Source organism: Singulisphaera rosea (genome assembly GCF_054877945.1).
This window is the reverse complement of record NZ_JBTYIP020000007.1, coordinates 193,079-214,201: the sequence shown is the minus strand read 5'-3', so window position 1 is coordinate 214,201 and position 21,123 is coordinate 193,079. Positions and strand designations below refer to the sequence as shown.

At 64.5% G+C, this 21,123-nt stretch carries 16 protein-coding genes; 10 read left to right on the top strand and 6 right to left on the bottom strand.

Annotated elements, in window-relative coordinates; genetic code table 11:
- Nucleotides 1-39: 39 nt before the first annotated feature.
- Nucleotides 40-1,413: a DUF1501 domain-containing protein gene (locus tag ACYOEI_RS15270; RefSeq protein ID WP_462850373.1), complete on the bottom strand. Its 1,374-nt coding sequence runs from the start codon at nucleotides 1,411-1,413 to the stop codon at nucleotides 40-42.
- A 71-nt stretch (nucleotides 1,414-1,484) separates the two neighbouring features.
- The gene (locus ACYOEI_RS15265; protein WP_462850372.1) at nucleotides 1,485-4,079 is read right to left on the bottom strand and encodes a PSD1 and planctomycete cytochrome C domain-containing protein; all 2,595 of its coding nucleotides are present in this window, start codon (nucleotides 4,077-4,079) and stop codon (nucleotides 1,485-1,487) included.
- A gap of 418 nt (nucleotides 4,080-4,497) precedes the next feature.
- Here ACYOEI_RS15265 and ACYOEI_RS15260 point away from each other — a divergent pair, with 418 nt between their 5' ends.
- The 9 genes from ACYOEI_RS15260 to ACYOEI_RS15220 all read left to right on the top strand — a co-directional run bounded on the left by ACYOEI_RS15260 (nucleotide 4,498) and on the right by ACYOEI_RS15220 (nucleotide 15,275).
- Nucleotides 4,498-4,764, top strand: a complete 267-nt coding sequence (locus tag ACYOEI_RS15260) for a YezD family protein (protein ID WP_462850371.1) — start codon at nucleotides 4,498-4,500, stop codon at nucleotides 4,762-4,764.
- Nucleotides 4,765-4,984: 220 nt separating this feature from the next.
- Nucleotides 4,985-6,007, top strand: a complete 1,023-nt coding sequence (locus tag ACYOEI_RS15255; RefSeq protein ID WP_462850370.1) for a DUF1559 family PulG-like putative transporter — start codon at nucleotides 4,985-4,987, stop codon at nucleotides 6,005-6,007.
- A 193-nt stretch (nucleotides 6,008-6,200) separates the two neighbouring features.
- Nucleotides 6,201-7,640, top strand: coding sequence for an arylsulfatase B (locus ACYOEI_RS15250; protein ID WP_462850369.1), 1,440 nt, complete (start codon nucleotides 6,201-6,203; stop codon nucleotides 7,638-7,640).
- Between the two features lie 108 nt (nucleotides 7,641-7,748).
- Nucleotides 7,749-8,921 carry a formylglycine-generating enzyme family protein gene (locus ACYOEI_RS15245; RefSeq protein WP_462850368.1) on the top strand — a complete coding sequence of 391 codons (1,173 nt, stop codon included), beginning with the start codon at nucleotides 7,749-7,751 and terminating at the stop codon, nucleotides 8,919-8,921.
- Between the two features lie 153 nt (nucleotides 8,922-9,074).
- Entirely contained in the window at nucleotides 9,075-9,494 is a 420-nt protein-coding gene (locus ACYOEI_RS15240) for a hypothetical protein (protein ID WP_462850367.1), read from the top strand.
- A 369-nt stretch (nucleotides 9,495-9,863) separates the two neighbouring features.
- Nucleotides 9,864-11,324, top strand: a complete 1,461-nt coding sequence (locus tag ACYOEI_RS15235) for an FAD-binding oxidoreductase (RefSeq protein ID WP_462850366.1) — start codon at nucleotides 9,864-9,866, stop codon at nucleotides 11,322-11,324.
- A 208-nt stretch (nucleotides 11,325-11,532) separates the two neighbouring features.
- A complete protein-coding gene (locus tag ACYOEI_RS15230) occupies nucleotides 11,533-12,501 on the top strand; it encodes a hypothetical protein (protein WP_462850365.1) in 969 nt (322 codons plus the stop codon).
- Complete coding sequence (locus ACYOEI_RS15225) at nucleotides 12,498-13,751, top strand: FAD-binding oxidoreductase (RefSeq protein WP_462850364.1); 1,254 nt, start codon at nucleotides 12,498-12,500, stop codon at nucleotides 13,749-13,751. The genes ACYOEI_RS15230 and ACYOEI_RS15225 overlap by 4 nt, the downstream gene beginning before the upstream one ends.
- A gap of 156 nt (nucleotides 13,752-13,907) precedes the next feature.
- Nucleotides 13,908-15,275, top strand: a complete 1,368-nt coding sequence (locus ACYOEI_RS15220) for a (Fe-S)-binding protein (RefSeq protein WP_462850363.1) — start codon at nucleotides 13,908-13,910, stop codon at nucleotides 15,273-15,275.
- Nucleotides 15,276-15,368: 93 nt separating this feature from the next.
- Here ACYOEI_RS15220 and ACYOEI_RS15215 read toward each other — a convergent pair whose 3' ends face one another.
- The 4 genes from ACYOEI_RS15215 to upp all read right to left on the bottom strand — a co-directional run bounded on the left by ACYOEI_RS15215 (nucleotide 15,369) and on the right by upp (nucleotide 19,964).
- Entirely contained in the window at nucleotides 15,369-16,226 is an 858-nt protein-coding gene (locus ACYOEI_RS15215; RefSeq protein ID WP_462850362.1) for a purine-nucleoside phosphorylase, read from the bottom strand.
- Entirely contained in the window at nucleotides 16,223-17,503 is a 1,281-nt protein-coding gene (locus tag ACYOEI_RS15210; RefSeq protein WP_462850361.1) for a NupC/NupG family nucleoside CNT transporter, read from the bottom strand. The genes ACYOEI_RS15215 and ACYOEI_RS15210 overlap by 4 nt, the downstream gene beginning before the upstream one ends.
- Nucleotides 17,504-17,915: 412 nt before the next feature.
- The gene (locus ACYOEI_RS15205; protein ID WP_462850360.1) at nucleotides 17,916-19,220 is read right to left on the bottom strand and encodes a thymidine phosphorylase; all 1,305 of its coding nucleotides are present in this window, start codon (nucleotides 19,218-19,220) and stop codon (nucleotides 17,916-17,918) included.
- A 111-nt stretch (nucleotides 19,221-19,331) separates the two neighbouring features.
- The gene (gene upp, locus ACYOEI_RS15200; protein WP_462850359.1) at nucleotides 19,332-19,964 is read right to left on the bottom strand and encodes a uracil phosphoribosyltransferase; all 633 of its coding nucleotides are present in this window, start codon (nucleotides 19,962-19,964) and stop codon (nucleotides 19,332-19,334) included.
- A gap of 277 nt (nucleotides 19,965-20,241) precedes the next feature.
- On the opposite strand from upp, the gene ACYOEI_RS15195 reads away from it, so the two are divergent.
- Nucleotides 20,242-21,120, top strand: coding sequence for an MBL fold metallo-hydrolase (locus ACYOEI_RS15195; RefSeq protein WP_462850358.1), 879 nt, complete (start codon nucleotides 20,242-20,244; stop codon nucleotides 21,118-21,120).
- Nucleotides 21,121-21,123: the final 3 nt, after the last annotated feature.

Sequence of the window (21,123 nt, the reverse complement as noted above, 5' to 3'; positions counted from 1 at the left end):
AGGAAATGGCGGCAAGATCATCATTCATGAGGATTTTGCTCATGCAAAGACATCATTGACAACAGTCCCGGCCACATCGGTGAGGCGGAATTGGCGGCCGGCGTATTGGTAGGTCAACTTCTCGTGGTCGAGGCCGAGGAGGGAAAGTAGTGTAGCGTGGAGGTCATTCGTGTGCATCCGGCCTTCCACCGCTTTGATGCCGTACTCGTCGGTCGCCCCGTAGCTATAGCCCTGCTTGACACCCGCGCCGGCGAGGAACATGGAGTAACCGGTGATGTTGTGGTCGCGCCCGTCCTGACCCTGGGCGGTCGGCAAGCGTCCGAATTCGCTGCCGAAGAGGACGAGTGTCTCGTCAAGCAAGCCTCGGCGTTCGAGGTCGGCGAGCAGGGCGGAGGTGGGCTGGTCGATCGAGCCGCAACGGTCGAGCAACCCCTTGTGGAGGTTGTTGTGGTGATCCCAACCGGGTTGGCAGATCTCCACGAACCGGACCCCCGCCTCGCTCAGGCGGCGAGCGATCAAGCACTGCCTCGCGAAGGAGCCCGTCGGCCCGGAGTTGACCCCGTATTCGTCGAGGATCCTCTGCGGTTCCTTGGAGATGTCGAGCAATTCGGGCACCTCACCTTGCATGCGGAACGCCAGCTCGAACGACTCGATCACGCCGTCGAGCGAGTCCGGCGTGCCGGGGGCTGAGGCCAGGTCGCGGTTCATCCCCTGGATGAGGTCGAGCTGGATGCGCTGGAGCTGGGCCTCGGACGAGGGGCGAAGGTTCGGCAGATATCCCTTGTCGTCGATGCGGGTCCCCTGGAAATGGGCCGGCAGGAAGGCGCTGCCGTAGTTCACGGCCCCGCCGAAATTCGGCGGCGGGTTGACCGTGACGTACCCCGGAAGGTCCTGATTCTCGCTCCCGAGGCCGTACAACAGCCAGGCGCCCAGGCTCGGCCTCGTGAGGGCGGCGTTGGCGCTACCGGTGTGGAGCTGCACCACCGCTTGCGGGTGGGCCGGGGTGTCGGTGTGCAGGCCTCGCAGCCAGCAGAGCTTGTCCGCATGGCCCGCGAGGTTCGGCAAGAGTTCCGAGAACCACGTTCCGCTCTCGCCGTACTGGCGGAACTTGAAATTCGAGGACGTGAGCGTACCGCCGCCCGGTCCGGCTTTCCCGCCGTCCTTCTGCAACCGGGGCTTGTACTCGAAGGTGTCGTGCTGCGACATCGCCCCGTTCATATGAACGAAGATGAGTCGTTTGGCCTTCGGCGTGAAATGCGGGGCCTTCGGCGCGAGGGGTTGTCCCGCTCGGCGGCTGGCGGCCCTGGCCTGCTCCTGGCCGAGGAGACCGGCCAGTGCGAGATATCCGAAGCCCGCTCCGGCGGAACGGAGCACCTGACGGCGGGAGGGGAGCAAACGTTGATTCGGGAGCACGGTGGATCCTCTCGTGATCGATAGACGCCCCGCCGCTCGGGTGTGGCGGGGCGGGGTGTGTTGGGTTGGGTTCAGCGCACGAAGCGGAATTCGGCCGAGGCGTAGATGGCCTGGGAGAGCGCGAGCCAGGCGGCGGTGCGGGCGTCCTTCGGTCGGACGGCCTCCTCCACGATCGCGACGCCGGTCTGGTCGGCTTGATCCGGGTCGGGGGGCGGCTCGGCCGGGCCTTTCTTCTTCGCATCGGCCACGTGCTTGACGTCTCCCTCGGAGGTGGGCGGGGGGACGTACGACGCCTCGTAGCGGCTCAAGAACGCGACCACTCGTTCGACCTCGCCCTCTCCCGGCTCTCGTCCCAGCGTTTGTCGATAAAGCGAGCGAATCCGGCCCGAATCGGTGGACTCCGGATCGGCGAGTACCCGCTCCGCGAGGGCCAGCGACTGCTTCCGGATGAACGACGAGTTGAGCACGAAGAGCGCCTGGGCGGGCACGGTCGTCTCTTCGCGACGCCCCGTCACCAGCGTCTGCTCGACCGGGTCGAATACCTCGAGGGCGCGGGGCGTCAGGCCGCGCAGCAGGGGCAGATAGACGCTCCGGACGAGCAACCTGTCCGAGGCCTCGTGGATCGTCTTGGCCTCCGGTCCGTTGTCCCGGATCTCGACCATCTTCATGTGCCGGGTCGAGGAGTCCTTCGGGCGTTCCTTCGAGACGGTCCCCGAGACAGCCAACACCGCGTCGCGGTACTCTTCCGCCGCGAGCCGGCGAGGGGCATGACGCCAGACCAGTCGGTTGGCCGGGTCGATCGACACGTGGCTCGCCGTCGATTCGGCCGAGAGGCGGTAGGCCCGGGTCAGCACGAGGGCACGCACCAGTCGTTTCAGGCTCCAGCCATCTCGGATGAATCGGTTGGCCAGGTGGTCCAGCAACTCGGGGTGCGACGGGGTGTCGCCGGTGACCCCGAAATTGTCGACCGTGGACACGAGCCCGGTGCCGAAAAGGTGTTGCCAGGCGCGATTGACGGCGACCCGTGGCGTCAGCGGGTTGGCGGGGTTGGTCAGCCACCGGGCGAGCTCGAGCCGACCACTCTGCTTGTCGGAGACCGGCGTCGTCCCGGGCACCTCGAACGCGGTGATGAACCCCCGGGGGACAGTCGGCCCGAGCTTCTCGGCTTCGCCGCGGACTCGGACCTCCGTGTCAGCGATGATCTTGGCGTCGCGGACACCGTGCACGGCGAGCCCGTGTTGGGCCGGGTCGGTCAGGGCCAGCAGGTCCGCCTGGAGCGACTCGTATTTCAATCGGATAGGACGCTGGACCGGTTGGCCGTTCGGCGCTCGCTTCAAACCCTCAGGAGTTCCTCGGATCGTGTCCCAGGCCTCCTTCGCCTTCGCCACCTCGGCCTTGAGCCGTTCCACCTTCTTCGGGTCGGCCGGGGCCAGCTCACCGCTCAGGCGTAAGAGCGACTCCGGGACGTAGTACGCCAGCCCGGCCCCTCCCATCTGGCTCCGCAGCCCCGAGCCGTTCTCCGTGCTGGTGAAAATCCCGGCCAGGGCGTAGTAGTCGGACGTGGGGATCGGGTCGAACTTGTGGTCGTGGCAGCGGGCGCAGCTCACCGTCAGCCCGAGGGTGGATCGGGACACGACGTCGATCTGTTCGTCGACGTTGTCCATCACGAAACGCACCTTGAACCGCTGGTTGACGTCCTTCGGCCCGAGGGCGAGGAAGCCCGTGGCGGTCAGAAGGCGATCGCGCTCGGCGTCGCCAGCCGCGGGGAGCAGGTCCCCGGCGACCTGCTCGCGGATGAACCGATCGAACGGGACGTCGGCGTTGACGCTGTCGATGACGTAATCACGGTATCGCCATGCGTGAGGGTAGGGGATGTTGCGGCTCGGGCCGGTGGACTCCCCGTAACGCGCGACGTCCAGCCAATGCCGGCCCCACCGTTCGCCGAAGGCCGGCGACGCGAGCAGGCGGTCGACGAGGTTCGGGAACGCATTCGGATCGGTGTCGTTGACGAACGTGTCGATCTCCTGCGGGGTCGGCGGCAACCCGGTCAGGTCGAACGTCACCCGACGGACGAGCGAGACACGGTCCGCGTCCGCCACGGGGCTGAGGCCCTTCGCTTCTAGAGTCGCCAGGAGGAAGCGGTCGATGTCGTCCGCCGGCCAGCCGGAGTCGCGGACCTTGGGCGGCCCGACATCGGAGAGCGGGCGAAAGGCCCAGTGCTCGCGCTTGAGCTTCTCGTACTTCGGCTTCGGCTTGCCGAAGGAGGCCGGCATCTTCAGGGTTGGCCACGCGACGCCCTCCTTGATCCAGGTCGTCAGGTCGGCCACTTCCTGGGCGGAAAGGTATTCGCCTTCCAGCGGCATCCGGCGCTTCCCTTCCTGCGTCACTCGGGTCAGCAGGAGACTCTCCTCCGGCTTGCCCGGGACGACCGCCGGGCCTTTGTTCCCGCCACCGATCATCCCGTTTCGGTCATCAACCCTCAGGCCGCCGGCCGGTTTGGTGTCCGCGGAGTGACAGGCGTAGCAGTGACCGGCGAGGATCGGTCTGACCTTCTTCTCGAAGAATTCGACCTTGTCCCGATCCGACTGCTCTGCCCGGGCCGTCACGGCCGAGGTCAAGAGCATCAGACCCACCAACCACTGTTCCCGTTTTCCCAACCATCTCATGGCATTCACCCCATTGCCCGGCTAAGCCTTCTGCAGAGTCGCCCCTGACGCCCGATCAAGGAATCTGCGCAAGGGCGAGTCGGCCCAGTTTTGAGAGCTTCAATCCTCGACTTGGATCACTTCGAGGATAGTACAGTAATTCGATCGACAATATCAATAACGAGATCTTGGGTTTTTCAAGATTTCGGTCAGGAAGGACTCATTTGGGGCTGCCTGGGCATTTGCGATTGAGCGTTGAAAGCTCACCCCGGGTCGAACCGCCGGTGGGAAAATCGCCCTAAGTTCTCTTTGTTGACGAGGTTGCTAAAAGGCTTTCGCGCCCGTTCTTAAATATCGGTAGTTCAGAGAGGCTAATTTCCACTAACTTGATCGGAATAGGCGATAAACCTATTGACCCTGTCCCCAACTTCCGCGAATAATGGGGCTCGACGCCCAAAACTGCGTAGTTACTTGTTTGAGCGTCGGAGTCGGCTTCGCTCTACTCGTTTGCTCAGAGGTACCTATGTCGAATGGGATCGTTTCCCCGAGGGATGAAGAGCGAAAGGTCCCCCTCCACGACGAGGAGTCCGACCTGGATCAGGTGCGTCGGGCCGTCAAGGGCATACGCTTCGGCGAAGTGCGCATCATCATCCAGGATCGCAGGATCGTTCAGATCGATCGCCTCGAGAAACAGCGACTGCGTTGAATATCCCCCCACCGTGAAGGGCCCACTCGTCATCGAGAGGATTCCGGGATCGATCGATCCTCCGGCCGCCGACTGATCGACTCGGAGGCGGCGGGGGAACTGTCGGAATTGTTTTATGACTATGCGTTCGAATGATTGTCAGGTGTTTGCGTCTCATGCTCACGGCTCGACGGAAGGGGGGGGTGCTCGCAGTGGATCCGCGAGGGTTTCCCGGCGACGCGTGAATGCCAACGGCTTTACCCTGATCGAGTTGCTGGTGGTGATCGCGATCATCGCCGTCCTGATCGCGTTGCTTTTGCCCGCCGTGCAGGCGGCGCGCGAGGCCGCCCGGCGCACCCAATGTGTCAACAATCTCAAGCAGATCGGCCTCGCGCTTCACAACTATCACACGTCCTTCGACTCATTCCCCATGGGGTCCTCCAAGAATCTTCAGGATCCCAAAGTCTACGCCGCCGAGCATGGCATCAGCGCCCACGGACAACTCCTTGGACTTCTGGGCGAGATGCCTCTCTACAATGCGATCAACTTCACCTGGGGGATGAATCAGAGCACGACGAGCGGTCCGATTCAGATCACCGTTTACACGACGCGTGTGAAGGAGTTCCTCTGCCCGTCCGACTCGAATGCAGGCCCGGTCAATTTGAACAGTTACTTCGATTCCTCGGGTACGACCACGGTTTCCGCTCCGAATCAGCCGACGACCGGAAGTAGTGGCCTGTTCACCTTCTGGCGATCCTATGGTGTCCGGGACTGCTCCGACGGCCTGTCGAACACCGTCGCCTTCTCGGAAGGACTGGTGGGTGACGGATCGACGAACTGGACGCGGGCGGCAGGCGTCGCACAGCTCAAGGCTGCACTACCGACGTCGTCGCAAATCCTCGACGCCTCGGCGAATTGGCCGGCGGTCCAGGTCGGTCTCCAGGCGTGTGCGACGTCCTGGAATGCCCGCTCCGGCAAGCTCAACACGGGGCGGGGCAATTTTTGGTTCCACGGGACCAGCGCCCAGACGTTGTTCAACACGGTGGTGACTCCCAATTCCAAGACCTATCCGTTCTCCTTCTGCTCCGACGCGGCCATTGGTGACGCCGAGTTCGTGGTGGCCAACAGCAATCACCCCGGGGGCGTGAACGTCCTCTTCGGTGATGGGAGCGTCAAGTTCATCAAGGACTCGATCAACCAATCGACCTGGTGGGCGCTCGGGACTCGCGCGGGCGGAGAAGTGATCAGTAGTGACAGTTACTAAATCCGTGGTTGGCGATTGCCGTTTGCAGGCCCTGGCGGGATCCTGTCCCGGATGCCGCACCTCGCGAGCGATCGTTATCGCATGAGGGAGGGCCTGGGACGGCTTGCCCCGCCGACCGCGGAGCCGTCGTCCGCGTGGCGGTGTCCGGGACGTCCCCATTTTACTTCAACCATCGCACAAATCTGGATCGAGCATGACAACGAACGATCGCCAACGATTCCGCAGGGGGTTGCTCAGCTTCGCAGCCCTCGTGGTCGTCTCTGCTCTAGGTGACGGGAACGCCGCGGACGCGGCGCCGGAACGGCCGAACATCGTCTACTTGCTGGCGGACGACCTGGGGTGGGGCGACGTCGGCTGGCATGGGAGCGAGATCAAGACTCCGAACCTCGACAAGCTGGCCGCGGCCGGCGTGAGGCTGGAGCAGTTCTACGTGCAGCCGGTCTGCTCGCCCACTCGAGCCGCCCTGTTGACGGGCCGCTATCCGATGCGGCATGGGCTCCAGGTCGGCGTGGTCCGCCCCTGGGCCCAGTATGGATTGCCGCTCGAGGAACGCACTCTCCCCCAGGCGCTCAAGCAAGCGGGTTACGAGACCGCCATCGTCGGCAAATGGCACCTGGGGCACGTCCGCCGCGATTTCCTCCCGACCCGTCGGGGGTTCGACCACCAGTATGGTCATTACAACGGCGCCTTGGACTACTTCACTCACATCCGCGACGAGGGCTTCGACTGGCATCGCGACGATCGCGTCAACCGCGACGAAGGGTATAGCACCCACCTGATCGCCCGCGAGGCGGCGAAGATCGTCGAGCAGCACGACGCCTCGGGGCCTTTGTTCCTCTACGTCCCGTTCAACGCGGTCCACGCCCCCCACCAGGTCCCCGATTCGTACAAAGCGCCTTACGGGCACCTCAAGGAACCGCGTCGGACTTACGCCGGGATGCTCTCCGCGCTGGACGAGGCCGTGGGCCAAATCGTGGCGGCCGTCGACAAGAAGGGGATTCGAAAAGACACGTTGTTCGTCTTCTCCAGCGACAATGGAGGCCCCGCACCCGGGAAGGTCACCAGCAACGGTCCGCTCCGCGGGGCCAAGGCCACCCTCTATGAGGGGGGCGTGAGGGTCCCGGCCTTCGCCACCTGGGAGGGCCACATTAAGCCCGGGTCGGTCGCGAACGCACCGCTGCACGTCGTGGATTGGTATCCGACGTTGCTGAAGCTTACGGGGATCTCGCTCGACCAACCGCTCGCCCTCGACGGCCGGGACGCCTGGGGGGCGATTGCCCAGGGTGGTCCGTCACCCCACGACGAAATCCTCCTCAACACGACGCCGCAAGCGGGTGCGATCCGCGTGGGCGGCTGGAAACTGATCGTCAGGGCGGCCGGCTCGGGGACCGAGGACGACGTTCATCCGGTCGAAGGCGCCGAACATCCCGCCTCGACCGGGGCGAGCAAGGTCGAGCTGTTCGACATCGCGAACGACCCCTACGAGAAGGAAGACCTGGCGACCTCCAATCCCGAGAAGGTTTCCGAGCTTCGTCGCCGCTACGACACCTTGGCCCGGCAGGCTCGACCTCCCCTGTCGGCTCCGAAACCGCCTGGGTTCCAGTCCCCCCGGGTCTGGGGAGAATCCGATTGATCGGGATGGGCCGAAGGTTGGAAGTCGGAGTGGACTGACCGAGGCGATTGTCGAGAGCCGGCCCGCACCGACCGGTGCCGGCTCCCATCTTGAAACGGCAGCATGTTTATGACGATCAGACTCTCGAAGCGACATGGCTGGCTCTTGATCATCGGGGCGGCGATCACCGGGGGCACGGTCGTCTCATCGACTCTGTGGCGGCGCCCGTCCTCCCCCTGGCCGCAGGTCACCAAGGGAGAGCCGAAGGGAATTACCCCGGAGCCGAGCGTGTCCGGGAAGGCCGAAGGGATGGAGTGGATCCCGGCCGGGACGTTCTGGCGAGGGTCGACCGAGAGTCCCGATGCCCAGCCCGTCCATGAGGTTGAGCTCGACGGATTCTGGTTGGATCGCACGGAGGTCACGAACGCCCAGTTCGCCGCCTTCGTGAAGGCCACCGGATACCTGACCGTGGCCGAGCGTGCTCCGGCCTCGGCCCAGTATCCCGGCGCGCCTCCGGAGCTCCTGGTTCCGGGGTCCATCGTGTTCACGCCCCGGGGAGGCGAGACCGATCTGGGCCGTCCGCTTTCCTGGTGGAGTTACGTCCCCGGGGCTGACTGGCGGCATCCGGAAGGCCCGCAGAGCTCGATCGAATCGCGGGCCGATCATCCCGTCGTCCACGTGTGCTGGGAAGATGCGTCCGCTTATGCACGCTGGGCCGGCAAGCGGCTGCCCACGGAAGCGGAATGGGAGTATGCGGCCCGAGGCGGGCTGGACCGCAAGCGCTACGCTTGGGGAGACGAACTCCTGCCGGGAGGACGTTGGCGAGCCAATATTTGGCAGGGCCACTTTCCCTCGCAGAACTCCCGAGAGGATGGGTTTGCGGCGACGTCCCCGGTCGGCACGTTCTCGCCGAATGGGTTCGGGCTCCACGACATGGCAGGAAACGTCTGGGAATGGTGCGAGGATTGGTATCGTACGGACACCTACCGTTCCTCCCCCGCGAAGAGTCCGAAGGGCCCTGAGTCGAGCTTAGACCCGATGGAACCGGGGATCGCGAAGCGGGTCCAACGCGGCGGCTCGTTCCTCTGCAGCGATACCTACTGCGTCCGCTATGAGGTCGGGGCTCGCGGGAAAGGAGCTCCTGATAGCGCGGCCAATCACGTCGGATTCCGTTGCGCTCGGAGTGGGTCGCAAGCCCCTCCAACACCTCGAGGGAAACCCGCCGTATCAGGATTTCACCCCTCCCCGCGCGGAGCCTCTCTGCCCGAAGCGTGCTGCGTCTCCTCACGCGATAGATCCTGAAAGGCGTGAGGACCGGATCCGCTACGGGCGGTCCAGGCCACACTGACTATCGAGACCTGCGAGGACATCACGACTTGGTCTCCCTGACGAGCGTCCCCCCCTTCGACGTGGAGATTCCTCGGGGTGGTTTGAATCAAGAAAGGACGCGTCGGCATGAACAAGCGTTCGCTCGAGTGGGCCATCCTCTTTACCCTTATGGTGGGCGGATGCACGAAGGATGAGGGAAAGTTTCCCGGAGCTTCGGCGACGGAAGTGGATCGGTCGTTGCCTGCGGAGGCTCAGCAGAGACAAGGCATTATCCGAGGGGCGTTGATGAGTCTCCAGGAGGGGTATCCGATCGAGCGACTGAAAGGCTTTCTCCCTCGTGTGAAATTCGTCGAGTCCGGATCGCGATTCCTGGACGGGGCGAAATACTTCGAAAGTTGGCGGTTCAACGGTCGACCCTCGGGCGATGAAGTCCCCGTCTCCCTCTTCTTCACCTTCGAGGATCCCGCGAACGCGGGTCCAAAGAGGGTCGATCGCGTCTACCTGGTCAAGGGCACGTCGGGGCGGTTTACCGTGACACGAAAATGAATATTGATGCTCGCAAAATTGAAGGAGATCCTGGCCGGAACCTGGTCGACTGTCTCATGGCGAGAGATCGTGGCGGTAAAGGAGGTCGAGGCACCCAATGTCGACCCTCGTTTCAGCGCATTGTCACTCGATGGTACGGGATGGCTCGCGGCGTCGGTGATCCGTTCGGCCTCACGGCCCTTCCTGGGATCCTGCCGGCAGTTCCACGACCCGCGGCCGTTCGACGCTCGTCGTCTCCGTCCTCACGAACGAACCCGAGCATTCGGCCTCGTGTTCGGTTCTCGACGTGGCACGATGGCGATCATGCTGTTAGTCTATCCCCTGGCGTAGGGACCGAATCCAAGCCGACCAGGGGAAGCTCTTCGAACGATGGCCGCCTCTCCTCCCTCCTCGATTTCGAAACGGTTCCTGGACGACCTGACGACGGCGCTCGGGGCGGAAAACGTCCTCTATAAGCACGACGAGCTCGTCGTCTACGAGTGCGACGGCTACGTCATCAACAAGAACGTGCCCGATGTCGTCGTCTTCCCGACGTCGACCGAGCAGGTCGTCGAGGTCGTCAAGCTCTGCAACCGGCACGACGTCCAATTCGTCCCCCGAGGGGCGGGGACGAGCCTGGCCGGGGGGACGTTGGCGATCGGCGGCGGGGTGATGATCTGCCTCACCCGCATGAAGCGGATCCTGGAGATCAATACGAGGGATCGCTACGCGATCGTCGAGCCCGGGGTTGTGAATGTCTGGCTGACGCGGGCCCTCGGCGGGACGGGGTTCCATTATGCCCCCGACCCGTCGAGCCAGAGCGCCTGCACGATCGGCGGCAACTTGGCGACCAACTCGGGAGGCCCCCACACGCTCAAATACGGCGTGACGGTCAATCACGTCCGGGGGGTCGAGCTGGTTTTGCCCGACGGGTCCCTCATCCACGCTGGTGGAGTTACCGAGGAGAATCCTGGCTACGACCTCACCGGGCTGATCGTCGGGAACGAGGGCACATTCGGCGTCGCCACTAAGGTCACCGTCGGATTGACTCGGGATCCTGAGGCTGGGCGGACCTTGCTCGGGGTGTTCGACAGCGTCGACCAAGCGACCGAGACCGTCAGCGGGATCATCGCGGCCGGGATCGTCCCGGCGGCCCTCGAGATGCTCGATACCCTGATGATCCAGGCGATCGAGCAGGCCTTCCACTTCGGGTTCCCGACCGACGCCGGCGCCGTCTTGATCATCGAAGTCGACGGTTTGGACGCCGGGCTCGACCGCGAGGCGCAGGCGATTTCCGAGATCGTCCAGGCCCACGGCGGCTCGGTTCAGAAGTCGATCACGTGGCGGACGCGCAAGGAACCCGAATACGTCGCCATCTGGAAGAGTCGCAAGTCGGCCTTCGGGGCGATCGGGCGACTCAGCCCCACCTTCTGCACCCAGGACGGCGTCGTCCCCCGCACCAAACTGCCCCACATCCTCCGCCACATCACTCGCGTCGGCGAGCGGTATAACCTTAGAATTGCCAACGTCTTCCACGCCGGTGACGGCAACATTCACCCGATCCTCCTCTTCGACGAGCGCGACGCCGAACAGGTGAAGCGTGTTCTCCAGGCGAGCCACGAGATTCTCGACGAATGCATCGCCGTCGGCGGGAGCGTGACGGGAGAGCACGGGATCGGCGTCGAGAAGATGGAGTTCATGCCCAAGCTCTTCACGCCGGAGGACCTCGCGACGATGATCGCCCTCCGGAACACGTTCAATCCCGAAGGCCGATGCAGCCCCGACAAAATGATCCCCGGCGGCGCGGGCTGCATCGAGCGGAAGAGCCCGGGGCATCGCGCCTCGGCTTGATCGGTGAGCGAAGGGCATCCGCCTCGATCGAGCGATCGAGCGGAGAGGGTACCCGATCCGGGTGGCGACACGGCTGGCCTCCTCTTCGCTTCTCGGGTACACTCGTCCGGGCCCTGGGCGAGGGTAGGGGTATTGAGATTCCCATTCAAATTGGTGCGACTGCGTTAAGGTTGCACAGGTTTGATTGTAACGAGAGGCCAGGGACGCCGTGGCCAAGCGACGGAATTTCTCGAGGTGGCGACGACTTCCCGAAGTCTTCCGCACCGGCGAACACAAGATGCCCGACCCCGGGGATCAGCCGCAACGGATCTCGCTCTACGTCGTGGGGAACCTCCTCGACGTGGCCGAGGTGCAGGCCAGGAACTCGGAATTCAGCACCCTCCAGGAATACTGCGCCGACTTGCTCTCCAAGGCGATCGAGGCGCAGCGGATCCGCGAGCAAGTCGCCGACGTCGAGGCGAAACGCGGGGCCTTGGGAGGGCTCCACGAGATCGCCAATGACCCCGCCTACCTCGCGGAGTGGAGCGCGCAGGCGATTCCGAGTCATCGAGACTGGGCGATCATCAGCCCCGAGGAATCGGAAACCGGGTCGGAGGAATCGGCGACACCCAGTGGTCCCCGACCGATCGTGATCGGCCGGAGGGAGGACGAAGGCGAGTACGAGGACGAAGTCGAAGTCGAAGTCGAAGACGAAGACGTGCACGACGAGGTGAAGACTTCGAGGGTGGAGCAGGGTCCTGGGCTCACGATCAGCCTGGGAATAACGGCGGCTCCCGAGCCGAGGCGTCCCGAAAGTGTCGCGACTCCTCCCGGGTTGAGCCCGGCAGCCCGGTCGATCCTGAGACATGCAGGGAAGGGGGAGGATCCCAACACGTTCCTCCCCTGTCTGCGGCGTGGAGCCTCGCTCGAGATTGCCGAAGTCGCCGAATTGGCGAAGGCCCTCCAGGATCTCGAACGGGAGTATCGTTCTGAGCGGATCCTCGACAGGCAGGTCGTTTTCGCGCTCCATCGACTCGCCTATGAAGGGCAGGTCTTGCTCACCGACGCCTGGCCCAACCACTTCGACGAGTGGACCGTGGATACGCTTCGAGCCGTGCAGGAGGCCGTCGAGCGGATCCTCTCCGGGAGGGACATCCGCTACTTCTCCGACGCCCCTCGACCGGAGGACCTTCATTGAGCTGGCCCGACCTCCCGAATCACGACGGTCTCGGCGACGGCCGATCGGCGACGCTGACCGACAGACCAGAGACCGTCGAAGCCCTCCAGAACACGGTCACTTCACGAGTGGCCGAGGGGCATGCCATCTATCCCAGGGGAGGGGGGACCGCCCTCGACTATGGTGGCACTCCCAGGCTCCCCGGCGTTGCGATCGACCTTCGGGGGCTGAATCGGGTCGTCGATTACCCGTCGGCCGACATGACGATCACCATCGAGGCAGGGGTCACGCTCGGTCAATTACGGGCGACCCTCGCCGAGAAGCAGCAACGCCTCCTCCTCGACGCGCCTTACCCGGATCGGGCGACGTTGGGGGGCATCTACGCGACCAATACCAACGCCTCCCGGCGCTTCGGCGCGGGGAATCCGCGCGATCAGATCATCGGCGTGAGCTTCGTGACCCACGACGGGGCCCTCGTCAAAGGGGGGGGCCGGGTCGTCAAGAATGTCGCTGGGTACGACCTCCCCAAGCTCATGACCGGCTCGATGGGGACGTTAGGCGTCCTCACCCAGATGACCTTGAAAGTTCGCCCGATCCCCGAGGCGAGCGAACTGGTCTGCATCCCCTACGCGAGTATCGAAAGCCTCACGCTGGCGCTCGAGCGGCTCAATACCTCGGGCACGCGCCCCATCGCGGTCGACGTTTTCAATCGGTCGGGTGCCCAACATGCCGGGGAATCGCTAGGAATACCGAGCGCGGACTGGGTCCTCGTGATCGGCTTCGAAGACAACCTGAGCTCGGTGACCTGGCAGGTCGACCGGTTGATGCTCGAGGTTGGGAAGACCGACGTGGTGATCCACGAGGGGGATCACGCCGAGCCTCTCTGGGCGGCCTTGACGCAGTTCCAGGCGTCGGAGCTCGGGGCCGTCAGCTTCGTCGCGAATCTCCGACCCTCCACGGTCGCTCCGTTCCTCAAGGAGATCGATCCCACCCTTTGGGCAGTCCAGGCGCATGCGGGAAATGGCGCGGTCCGGGGCCATGCCGTCGGTCTCGAAGGGTTGGAGCCGATCAAGTCCGAGATCACCAGGCTCCGCGCCCTGGCGGTCGCCGACGGGGGCAACTTGATCCTCTCGCGGTGCCCGACGGATTGGAAAACCGACCTGCGCATCTGGGGAGAGCCCCGGCCCGACTGGGTCTTCGCCGAACGGGTGAAACGGGCCCTCGACCCTCGAGGCGTGATGAATCCAGGTCGATTCGTCGGTACAATTTGAAATTCGGGACGTCGGTCGATTTCGAACCCGAAGGGTCGAAACCACGACGACCTCATCCCCGGGGTCACGCAACGCGGCCTGCCATCGTCGAAAAATGAATCCCTCCGACCCCGGTCGGTCGCGCCCTTCGGCGCTCGAGCAAGGATCCACCGCTTCATGGTTACCGCGACTCCCGACTCCTCGTCGCAGACCGCTTCGGCCGGGACGACCTCGACTTCTTCGAATCCTTCGGGGGCGGGAGTCGACCTCGACTGGCTCTCGAGCCGGATCGACTATCGCCGATATCAGGACTGCGTCCACTGCGGCCTCTGCACGGCCAGTTGCCCGACCTACATCGAGACGAGCGACGAGAACGACAGTCCCCGCGGGCGGATCTATCTGATGCGCGCCGTGGCCGACGGGCGGATGGGCCTGAGCCGGGAGGTCCGGAAGCACCTGGATCTCTGCCTCGACTGCCGGGCTTGCGAATCGGCCTGCCCGTCAGGAGTCCGGTACGGCCAGATCATCGAGCCCTTCAAGGTCGCGATCCAGCAGTCGGCGCCCGCTGGCCAAGGGACGAGTTGGCTCCAGAAGGTCATCCTCCACCATTTGTTCCCCTACCCGGGCCGGGTGCGCGCCGCTTTGTTACCGGCTCGACTCTTCCAAAAACTCGGGGTGCTCGACCTCGCCGAGTCCCTCGGCCTGACCCGACTCCTGCCCACCACGCTCCGCCGACTCCAGGCTATGCTGCCGAAGTTGGAGCGGAAGAGTGGACCCCTTCCGGAGGTCCTACCCGCGATCGGGCCGAAACGGGCTCGAGTCGGCCTTTTCCTCGGCTGCGTCGCCGACGCGATGTTCCCGGATACGAATGCCGCGACGGCTCGCGTCCTTCAGGAGAACGGCTGCGAGGTCGTGATCCCTCGATCCCAGGTCTGCTGCGGCGCGATCCACTATCACTCGGGCGTCGAAGAACCGGCTCAGGCGTTTGCGCGTACGAACATGGCGGTCTTCGACCCCAACGAATTCGACGCGATCATCGTCAACGCCGCCGGCTGCGGTGCGATGCTCAAGGACTACACCCACCTGCTCCCGAAGGACGAACATACCAAGGCGGAGCGGTTCGTTTCGAAGGTTCGTGATATCTCCGAATTCCTCGTCCAGCTCGGCCCGATACCGCCCAAGAATCCCTTGCCGATGAAGGTGACGTACCACGACGCGTGCCACCTCTGCCATGCGCAGCAGGTCCGCTCCCAGCCTCGACAGTTGCTGGAAATGATCCCCGGCGTGGAGCTCCTCCCGCTCGAAGAGAGCGAGATCTGCTGCGGCGCGGCGGGGACTTACAATCTCACCCAGCCGGAGATGTCCGAGCGGCTGGGGCGTCGGAAGATGGATCACATCGAGGCGACGGGCGCCGAGACCGTGGCCACGGGTAATGTCGGCTGCATCCTCCAGATCGCCCGCAAGGTCAAGGAACGTGGCAGCGCGATGGAGGTTGCCCACCCGGTCGACCTTCTCGATCGGGCTTACCGGGGGCAATCGAACTGAGAGGCCGAACGGACGAATCGCGTCGGGTGGACTTCGCCCACCGAGCCTTCTGAAAACCCGGCGGGCGGTGCCCACCCTAAAGATGCTTAAGAATCAAGTCTGATGAATCGATTGGTCGTTGATGCGGCCGACGACGGCCTCGATCAGGGCCCCGAGGCGAGGGGTCGCCTCGCGCCCGGCCTCGAGGACTTCCTCGTGGGTAATCGCCGCGCCGGTGACGCCGGCCGCGGCATTCGTGACGAGGGCGAACGCGAGGACATCCATGCCGCCGTGGCGTGCGACGATCGCTTCGGGCACGGTCGACATGCCGACCACGTCGGCACCGAGGGCGCGGAGCATCCGGATCTCGGCGGGGGTTTCATAACTCGGACCCGGCAAGCACGCATAGACGCCTAAAGATAGCTCGATGCCTAGTCGTTCCGCCTCGTCCGCTGCGGCCCGGCGGAGCCCTGGCGAATAGACGGTCGTCATGTCGGGGAACCGGACGCCGAACCTCTCGTCGTTCGGGCCTCGGAGCGGATTCTTACCGATGAGGTTGAGGTGATCCGACAGGCAGAGGAGGGCGCCTGGCCTCAACCCTTCGGCGATCCCGCCGGTGGCGGCCGTCAGGATCAGGGTCGTGATCCCCAGGAGCTGGAGGGCCCGGACGGGCAGGGTCACCTCGTCCAGCGAGTGGCCTTCGTAGTAGTGGAAGCGGCCTTGGAGGAGGACGACGCGAGCTTCCCCGAGCGTGCCGACGAGGAGGTTGCCGTGATGTCCGATGACGGTCGGCTTCGGGAAATGCGGGATCTGAGCGTAAGGGAGGGTCGTGCGATCGGTGAGCCGCTCGGCCAGCACCCCGAGGCCCGAACCGAGCACGACGGCAATCCTCGGCGGCTCGGGGACAAGTTCTCGGATCGCGAGTGCGGCCTCGTTCGCGCGTTCGAAGGTGTCGGTGTCGGTCTCGGTCATAGGAGGATCCCCGCGATGCAGGCCGACAGGAAGTTGGCGAGCGTCCCGGCGAGGAGCGCCCGGAACCCGAGGCGGGCAAGGTCCGCGCGACGCTCGGGGGCGAGGGCACCGATCCCCCCCAGTTGAATCCCGATCGAACTGAGATTGGCGAATCCGCAGAGGGCGAAGGTCGCGATCGTGAACGACCTGGGGTTCAACGTCGGCTTCAAGGTCCCGAGCTGGCCGAAGGCGATCAACTCGTTGAGCACGGTCCGGGTGCCCAGCAGACTACCAATCGTCCGGGAGTCGGTCCAAGGGACGCCGAGCATGTACGCGACGGGAGCCAGCACGAAACCGAGGAGCGACTCGAGCGACTCCCCGAAGATGCCCAGGATCAGGTTGACCAGGGCGATGAGACCGAGGAAGGCGATCAGCATTGCCGCGATGTTCAACGCGAGCTGGAGCCCTTCACGGGTCCCTCGTGAGGCGGCGTCGAGGACGTTGGCATCGTTCCAGTCGCCCGACGTCTGGATCGTTCCCACCGTCTCGGGCGTCTCCTTCTCGGGTATCAGGATCTTCGACAGGAGGATCGTGCCGGGGGCCGTCATGATGACGGCCGTCAAGACATGCCTCGCCTCGATCCCGCTGGCGAAGTACGCGGCCATCGTCCCGCCGGAGACGTGGGCCATGCCGGAGGTCATCACGGTCAGGAGCTCGGATCGCGTGAGCTTCGGGAGGTAAGGACGAATCGTGAGGGGTGCTTCGGTCTGGCCGAGGAACAACGACGCCGCCACGTTCAGCGACTCGGCACCGCTCGTCCCCATCGTATGGACCATGACCCAGCCGAACATCCGGACGACGATCTGCATCACCCGGAGATGATAAAGGACCGCGAACAAGGCGGAGACGAAAATGACGATCGGGAGCACCCGGAATGCGAAGACGAATCCCGCTGGCCCGCCCGCGTCGACGAGCTTCGGCCCGAAGACGAACTCCGACCCTTTCAGCCCGCAGGCCAGGACCTCTTTGACGACGTCGCCGGCCTTGGCCAACACCTCCTCCCCGGCGGGAACTTTAAGGACGATCAGGGCGAACGCCCATTGGAGGAAGAGACCCCAGAACAGGATCCTCCACGAGACGGCGCGTCGATCCTCCGACAGGGCATACGCCAGACCGAGCACGCAGAGAATGCCCACGAAGCCTCGGACGCGGTCGAACGTGAGCTGAGATTGCGGATCCTTGGGCATCCGGATGGCAATGTTCCACGGCCCGACGTTGACCTGGAACCATTCCTCCACGACCCCATCCTTCGAAGTTGCCTCGGCGGAGTCTGTGTTCCCTTCGTGCTCCTCATCCTTCGGAGAGGCCTCGGCCTTGGTCGTCGCTTTCGGCTCGGCTCGGGCCGGCGTCGCCGCGGTGTCTTTTGCCTGGATTCGTGGCGGGGCCGCAAGACGCGGGTCGCGATTCCCTGGCTTCGAGGGGACTTCGGTCGAGGCCGTTTTCTCTTCGCTAGCGCGCTTGACCCCGACGGCTTTCTCTGTCGGAGCCTGGGCCCTTGCGGACAGGCCGCATCCGAAGACGAGGACGCAGACGAGCGTCGAAAGGGTTGTTGAACTTAAAGAATGCGTCATTGGAAAACAGTTTTAAGGTGAGCCATTTTGGTCATGAGCCCTTCTGCCGTTCGTCGATGGATCAGGGATACTTGGTTGATCACGAAAGCCTCTCGACGATCAGCGAGTGATCTTCCGGCGGATGGTCACCGAGTACGTAGGCGCTCCCGATCATGCTGAGGGCCCGTTCGCGATCCGACGGATCGTTGATCGAGACCGTGCAGAGCGGTTCGCCCGCATCGACAGAGTCTCCGAGCTTCTTGTGGAGGAGGACGCCGACGGCCGGATCGATGCTCGAGTCCACGCGATGTCTGCCGGCACCCAGGAGCATGGTCGCCTGTCCGATCGGCCGGGCGGCGAGCGAGGTGACGAAGCCGGAGCGGTCTGCCTTGATCTCGACCTGGGTGGTGGCGGTCGGCAGCCGTGCGGGGTCGTCGATGGCCCGGACGTCGCCCCCTTGGGCCCTCACGACGGCTCGGAGGCGATCCAGGGCCGAACCGTCTTCGATGGCTCGACGACAATGCACGCGAGCTTCGTCGAGCGTCGAGGCCCGATTCCCCATCAAGACCATCTCGGCGGCGAGCTCGACCGACAGGTCGACGAGGTCGGTCGGGCCTTTCCCCTGGAGGCATTCGATGCTCTCGACGACCTCGAGAGCATTCCCCACCGCGCGGCCGAGCGGCTGCTCCATGCGGGTGATCAGGGCCTTCATCCGGATCCCCAGGTCTCGCCCGATATTACACATGGTCTGTGCGAGGATCCGCGAGTCCTCGAGCTTTTCGATGTAGGCCCCGTTGCCGGTCTTGACGTCGAGCACGAGGCCATCGATCCCCTCGGCCAACTTCTTCGACATGATCGAGGCGGAGATCAGCGGGATCGACTCGACGGTCGACGTCGCGTCGCGGAGAGCATAGAGGTGTTTATCCGCCGGCGCGATCTCTGCCGTCTGTCCGATGAGGACTAAACCGCATTCGTTGAGGACGGCCTTGTATCCGTCGAGGTCGAGGTTGACCCGGAAGCCCGGGATCGACTCGAGCTTGTCGAGCGTCCCCCCCGCGTGTCCCAAGCCTCGGCCCGAGACCATCGGCACGGGGACCCCGACCGCAGCCGCGATCGGTGCCAGGATCAGCGAGGTCTTGTCGCCGACCCCGCCGGTGCTGTGTTTGTCGACCTTCAGGCCGGGCGTCGCGGAGAGGTCGACGACGGTCCCGGATCGCATCATCGCCTCGGTCAAGGCGACCGTCTCGGGCTCGTCCATGCCCCGCCAGATGATGGCCATCAGCAGGGCCGACCACTGGTAGTCGGCGACCATCCCCGTGGCGAGGCCTTGGACCATCCAGCCGATCTCGGCCGCATCCAACGACCCGCCGTCGCGTTTCTTGCGGATGATGTCCACAGCTCGCATGGCATGCGTCTCCGGCCGGCGACGACCGATGCTCGGGGCGGTCGAACCGCCCGGGAAGCGAAGGATAACCGGAATCCTTCGTCGAAGGGATGCCGGAATCCGCGAAGTCGATCAGGATCCGAGCGTCGCGAACTGGCGGTCGCCGGCGTCTCCAAGCCCGGGGACGATGTATCCGACCTCGTTCAAGTGCGAGTCGACCGCACCGATGTGGATCGGGATGTCGGGATGCGCCTCCGACATCTTGGCGATCCCCTCCGGGGCGGCGATCAGGCTGAGGAGTTTGAGTCGAGTCACCCCCGCAGCCTTGAGAATCGTACAGGCGTGGACTGCCGAACCGCCGGTCGCCAGCATCGGGTCGACCACGAGGGCGAGCGTGATCTTCGGCCGTTTGGGGAGTTTGCAATAGTATTGTCGGGGGAGCAGAGTCTGCTCGTCCCGGTAGAGCCCGACGTGCCAGACCTCGGCTTCGGGGATAAGCTCGAGGACGCCTTCGGCCATGCCCAGGCCTGCGCGGAGGATCGGGACGATGCCGATCGTCTCGGCGATCGTCCGGCACGAGGCCGGGCCGAGCGGGGTCGTGACCTGGACGTCCTGCAGGGCGAGATCCGCGGTGGCCTCGCCCGCGAGCAGGCCCGCGAGTCCGCGCACGAGGCGACGGAACTCGGGGGGATTTGTCCGAGAATCACGCAAGAGGGCCGTCTGGTGATGGACCAGAGGATGCTTCGAAGGGAAGACCAGGGACACGCTCGGCTCCTCGAACTCGGTCGAAGTCTTACCCAATCCGACGGGTCGCGACCATCGCGTCTCGGCATGATTCCGCGTCGGCTTTGGAATCGCAGCGTCCCTCGATCCTAACACGAACGAACCCGCGAACGCGGAACCTTCCTCGACGCGAAATCCTTCGATGGGCAGGTCCGGTGAATTCGGGCTCGCCTTGCTGCTATCTCTCGACTGGCGTACACTCAAGTTAGGATTCGAATCGGAATCGAACCCATCCCGCGGTCGAGGATGTCCCGGCGCAATGTCTGTCCAGTTCGCCGTCTTAGCGAGTGGTTCTCAGGGGAATTCGACCCTGGTCCAATCGGGTGGCGTCGGGACGCTGATCGATTTCGGGATCGGCCCCAGGGCGCTGGGTCGCAGGCTCGAGAGCGTCGGGTCGTCCTGGAGTCGGGTCTCGGCCGCCTTCTTGACGCATACGCACGGCGATCACGTCAACAACGCGACCCTGCACATGATGGCCCGCCATCGCATCGCGCTCTACTGCCACGAGACGCATCGGCCGGCGCTCAGGCGGCACTCCGGATTCCTCGAGCTCGATGAAATGGGGCTGGTCCGTCACTACGACGACGAACCGTTCCTGACCCCCACCGGGCTCCGTGTCGAGGCCCTCGAACTTCGACACGACGGACCGACCTTCGGCTTTCGCTTCGAGCTGAAGCCGGCAAGGAGCCGGCGATCGGTCTCGCTCGGTTATCTCGCCGACACCGGGAGCTGGTCGATGCGGGTCGTCGAGGCGTTGGTCGAGGTCGACCTCCTCGGAATCGAGTTCAACCACGACGTCGAAATGCAGTTGCGGGCGCCGAGACATGTTTCGCTCATCGCGAGGAATTTGAGCGACCACGGGCATCTCTCCAACGCTCAGGGGGCTGCGCTGGTGTCGGAGGTGTTGGGGCGGTCGGGGGTGGGGAGCATTCGCCACCTCGTCCTCCTTCACCTGAGTCAGCAGTGCAATCACCCGAAGCTGGCCCTCGGCACCGCCCGGGAGGCCGTCCGGGCCCAGGGGCACAAGACGAAGATTCACGCCGCGAGCCAATCCGTGGCCCATCCGAACCTGCGGATTGATCCGAAGGGGCGACGAACTTCGGCCCGCCGACTGGAAATCGATACCCTCCCGTTTTGAATG

What these genes read in the sequence shown, in the direction of transcription:
- ACYOEI_RS15205 (WP_462850360.1), bottom strand. Translation starts at nt 19,220, where the DNA reads ATGCGAGCTGTGGACATCATCCGCAAGAAACGCGACGGCGGGTCGTTG.
- ACYOEI_RS15245 (WP_462850368.1), top strand. Translation starts at nt 7,749, where the DNA reads ATGACGATCAGACTCTCGAAGCGACATGGCTGGCTCTTGATCATCGGG.
- ACYOEI_RS15260 (WP_462850371.1), top strand. Translation starts at nt 4,498, where the DNA reads ATGGGGCTCGACGCCCAAAACTGCGTAGTTACTTGTTTGAGCGTCGGA.
- ACYOEI_RS15240 (WP_462850367.1), top strand. Translation starts at nt 9,075, where the DNA reads ATGAACAAGCGTTCGCTCGAGTGGGCCATCCTCTTTACCCTTATGGTG.
- ACYOEI_RS15215 (WP_462850362.1), bottom strand. Translation starts at nt 16,226, where the DNA reads ATGACCGAGACCGACACCGACACCTTCGAACGCGCGAACGAGGCCGCA.
- ACYOEI_RS15250 (WP_462850369.1), top strand. Translation starts at nt 6,201, where the DNA reads ATGACAACGAACGATCGCCAACGATTCCGCAGGGGGTTGCTCAGCTTC.
- ACYOEI_RS15235 (WP_462850366.1), top strand. Translation starts at nt 9,864, where the DNA reads ATGGCCGCCTCTCCTCCCTCCTCGATTTCGAAACGGTTCCTGGACGAC.
- ACYOEI_RS15265 (WP_462850372.1), bottom strand. Translation starts at nt 4,079, where the DNA reads ATGAGATGGTTGGGAAAACGGGAACAGTGGTTGGTGGGTCTGATGCTC.
- ACYOEI_RS15220 (WP_462850363.1), top strand. Translation starts at nt 13,908, where the DNA reads ATGGTTACCGCGACTCCCGACTCCTCGTCGCAGACCGCTTCGGCCGGG.
- ACYOEI_RS15195 (WP_462850358.1), top strand. Translation starts at nt 20,242, where the DNA reads ATGTCTGTCCAGTTCGCCGTCTTAGCGAGTGGTTCTCAGGGGAATTCG.